Source organism: Promineifilum sp. (SeqCode) (assembly GCF_041918635.1).
In the GTDB taxonomy this organism is placed as follows: domain Bacteria; phylum Chloroflexota; class Anaerolineae; order Promineifilales; family Promineifilaceae; genus Promineifilum.
On record NZ_JAYRVJ010000560.1, the window covers coordinates 1 to 3068 of the forward strand.

Genomic DNA, 3068 nt, shown 5'->3' on the forward strand with positions numbered 1-3068 from the left:
AATTGGCGCAGCTTCTCTCGCCCGGCGTCGCTGATGTGGTCGGTGCTCCACGGCGGGTGCAGGACGGTGCGCACCGTCACCTCGGCCGCGCCCAGCCCCCGCACGGCCGCCTCGATGTCCCGCCGCATCACGTCCAGCGCCGGGCAGCCGGAGAAAGTCGGCGTCATCGTGACCGTCACGCCGGCCGGCGTCATCTCCACCGCACGGATGATGCCCATCTCCACAACGGACACCACCGGGATTTCGGGGTCTTTGACCCCCTCCAGCGCCCGCCAGACATCTTCGGCTGTAACACTCATTCGGCTCACCATTCGGCCGTCGGGTCCATGCGGGCCACGGACTGCATCTCGGCCAGTAAGACCATCAGGTGCTCGGTGTGCTCGGCGCGCGGGATGGCCCGCCGGGGCAGGGCGTCTTCGGGAATGGTCAGAGCGCATTCGGTCAGGTACGGCCGCACGAGCGCTTCCCACTCGCGGCGCAGCGGGGCGGCGTCGGGGATGATCTCGGCCGAGACGAGCGCCGCGTCGCCCGGCAGCGGCGCGAACAGTTGCCGCGCGTAGGGCCAGAGCGTGTCCAGCGCGCGTTGCAGCCGGCCGTGGCTCTCCGTCGTGCCCAACCCTAGCCGCCGCAGCCACAGCCGGGTGTGGCGCAGGTGGTACATCTCCTCAGTGGCGATCTTGGCCGCGGCCTCGGCCAGCGGGCGGTGGCGGCTGGCCGTCAGGTGGGGCAACGCCACGCTCTCGGCGGCGTCGAACAGGTATTGGCGCAGCATGGAGAACGCCCAATCCCCCTTGGGCAATTCGACCAGCTGGACATTGCGATACGCCCCCGCGTCGCGGAAGAAGATGAGCCGGTCAGCGTCCTCGCCGGTCATCTGGCCGCGCAGGCCGTACCAGATGGCGGCATGGCCCAGCTCGTCCAGGGCGATGTTGGCAAAGGCGATGTCCTCCTCCAGGATCGGGCCGTGCCCCGCCCACTCCGAATTGCGGTGCGCCAGGATCAGCTCGTCGTCGGCCATCGCCAGCAGGCGCTCGGCCAGCGGCGCGGCCAGGGCGGCATCCATCACTCAGCCTCCTCCTCGTCCTGGGCGCGGCGCAACTGGCGCATGGTGAAAACGGTGTGGTACTGGTTGGGCAGCCGGAACCGCTTCGACGTGGCCGCCTCGAAGCCCGCCGCCACTTCCTCGTCGCTACGCACAATGGCGGCCGTGGGCGCGGCCCACCAGACAGCCGCCGGCGGGTCGGCCGCCCGCGCGGCCAGCCTCAGCGCCTCGGCCGCCGAGCGGGCCTCGACTTGCCCCATGTAGTCCACGTAGGTCATCGTCTGCCGCTGCGACTGCTTACTGAATACTGAATACTGCTGACTCCTTACTTCGCCATCGGCCGGCTCTTCACTTTCAGTCGCTAGTTCCTCAGCCGTCCGCGCCATGATGGCCTCCGCCGGGATGACCCACAGGCTGTGACAGGCCGGCCGCCGCGCGAACACGTCGCGGGCGTTCAGCACGGCCAGCTCCGCGTCCGGCGCGTGCACGGAGCCGACATTGCGGTGCGGGCCGTCCGGCCTGTCCTGCTTGAACACCTCGTAACGCGGCCACTGGTCGGTCATGACGAAAAGAGAAACATCGGCCGAGATACGAGCATGCGGAGGAGCAGGGGAGCGGGGGAGCAGAGGAGAAAGAGCCTGCTGGCAGACGCTTCTTTCACCCCTGCCCCCCTGCACCCGTGCTCCCCCGCACTGTAACCATCTGTCCGCGGTCGGCATAAGCCTGCGCCGCCTCGCGCACCCAGCGGCCGTCCTCATGAGCCGCCCGCCGCGTGTCGAGCCGGATGGCGTTCATCGGCCCGTCTCCTTTGATGACCCGCCAGAACTCATCCCAGTCGATCTCGCCGCCGGTCCAATGGCCGGTCGCCTCATCGTAATGCATCTCCGGGTCGGGCACGCTCAGTCCCAGCGCCGCCAGCGCCGGAACCATCTCGTCGATAAACTCGCCGCGCAACTGATCGTTGGTCTTGGTCTTGATACCCCAGCGCACCAGTTGAGGCGTATTGGCGGAAGCCGAGTCATGCGGCCCGAACATCATCAGCGCCGGCCACCACCAGCGGTCGATGGCGTCCTGGGCCATCTGGCGCTGCGTCGGCGTGCCCTGGGCGTAGCGGATGATCATCTCCTGTCCCTGCTTCTTGTGGAAGCCCTCCTCGGCGCAGATGCGCACCATCGCCCGCGAGTAGGGGCCGTAGGAGCAGTGGGCCAACATCGACTGGTTCATGATCGCCGCGCCGTCCACCAGCCAGCCGATGGCCCCCACGTCGGCCCAGCCGAGCGTGGGGTAGTTGAAGACGCTGGCGTATTTGGCGCGGCCGTCCAGCAGGGCGGCGATCATCTCGTCGCGGCTGACGCCCAGCGTCTCGGCGGCGTGATAGAGGTACTGGCCGTGGCCCGCCTCGTCCTGCACCTTGGCCAGCAGCACCATCTTGCGCCGCAGGTTGGGCGCGCGGGTAATCCATGCCCCTTCCGGCAGCATGCCGACGATCTCGCTGTGGGCATGCTGCGAGATCATGCGGATGAGCTGCTGGCGATAGTCGGGCGGCATCCAGTCGCCCGGCTCGATCTTCTCGCCGCGGGCGATGCGCGCCTCGAACTCCGCCACCTTCGCCGCGTATGCCTGGTCGTCCATCAGCTGTGCGCTCCGTTTAGTGGGTTGGCTTAAGTATAGACAAGAACGACGCGATTGTAGATGAGACTTCGATGACCTGGTTCACTGTTCTGGCGCATAGGCATTAACGAAACCGGCCACACGCGCGATCTGCTCCTGATCCCAACTAACCAGTGGCACCTGCAATTGATAAGCTACGGCGACATAGATCGCGTCGCCACCGCGCAAACGGTGCGTAGAAGCTACCTGAGCCGCAAAGTCGCCCAATTCAGCCCTAACAGCTACCAGTTGTAGAGTGGGAACTTGCTGGATACTTTGTACAGCGTGGTAACCAAGTTGCGAACTACCAGTACGGTGAGCAACAGCGCCGGCCACCTCTGCAAACATACTGGTCGGCGCAACAAGGGGCAGGCCC

General features: G+C 66.8%; 5 protein-coding genes. All 5 read right to left on the minus strand.

Annotation, left to right across the window (positions count from 1 at the left end; translation table 11 throughout):
- The coding region (paaD, locus tag ACE3UY_RS16725) for a 1,2-phenylacetyl-CoA epoxidase subunit PaaD (RefSeq protein WP_374688629.1) at positions 1-299 on the minus strand (299 nt) is incomplete at its 3' end.
- 5 nt (positions 300-304) lie between these two features.
- Positions 305-1063, minus strand: coding sequence for a 1,2-phenylacetyl-CoA epoxidase subunit PaaC (paaC, locus tag ACE3UY_RS16730; RefSeq protein ID WP_374688630.1), 759 nt, complete (start codon positions 1061-1063; stop codon positions 305-307).
- Complete coding sequence (locus ACE3UY_RS16735) at positions 1063-1605, minus strand: phenylacetic acid degradation protein (RefSeq protein WP_374688631.1); 543 nt, start codon at positions 1603-1605, stop codon at positions 1063-1065. Before ACE3UY_RS16735 ends, paaC begins: the two co-directional genes overlap by 1 nt.
- A 94-nt stretch (positions 1606-1699) precedes the next feature.
- Positions 1700-2674: a 1,2-phenylacetyl-CoA epoxidase subunit PaaA gene (paaA, locus tag ACE3UY_RS16740; RefSeq protein ID WP_374688632.1), complete on the minus strand. Its 975-nt coding sequence runs from the start codon at positions 2672-2674 to the stop codon at positions 1700-1702.
- An 81-nt stretch (positions 2675-2755) separates the two neighbouring features.
- On the minus strand, positions 2756-3068 hold a 313-nt coding region (locus ACE3UY_RS16745; RefSeq protein ID WP_374688633.1), incomplete at its 5' end, for a hypothetical protein.

Bases quoted from the DNA above. Each gene is read 5' to 3' on its own strand.
- paaC (WP_374688630.1), bottom strand. From the start codon at position 1,063: ATGGATGCCGCCCTGGCCGCGCCGCTGGCCGAGCGCCTGCTGGCGATG.
- ACE3UY_RS16735 (WP_374688631.1), bottom strand. From the start codon at position 1,605: ATGACCGACCAGTGGCCGCGTTACGAGGTGTTCAAGCAGGACAGGCCG.
- paaA (WP_374688632.1), bottom strand. From the start codon at position 2,674: ATGGACGACCAGGCATACGCGGCGAAGGTGGCGGAGTTCGAGGCGCGC.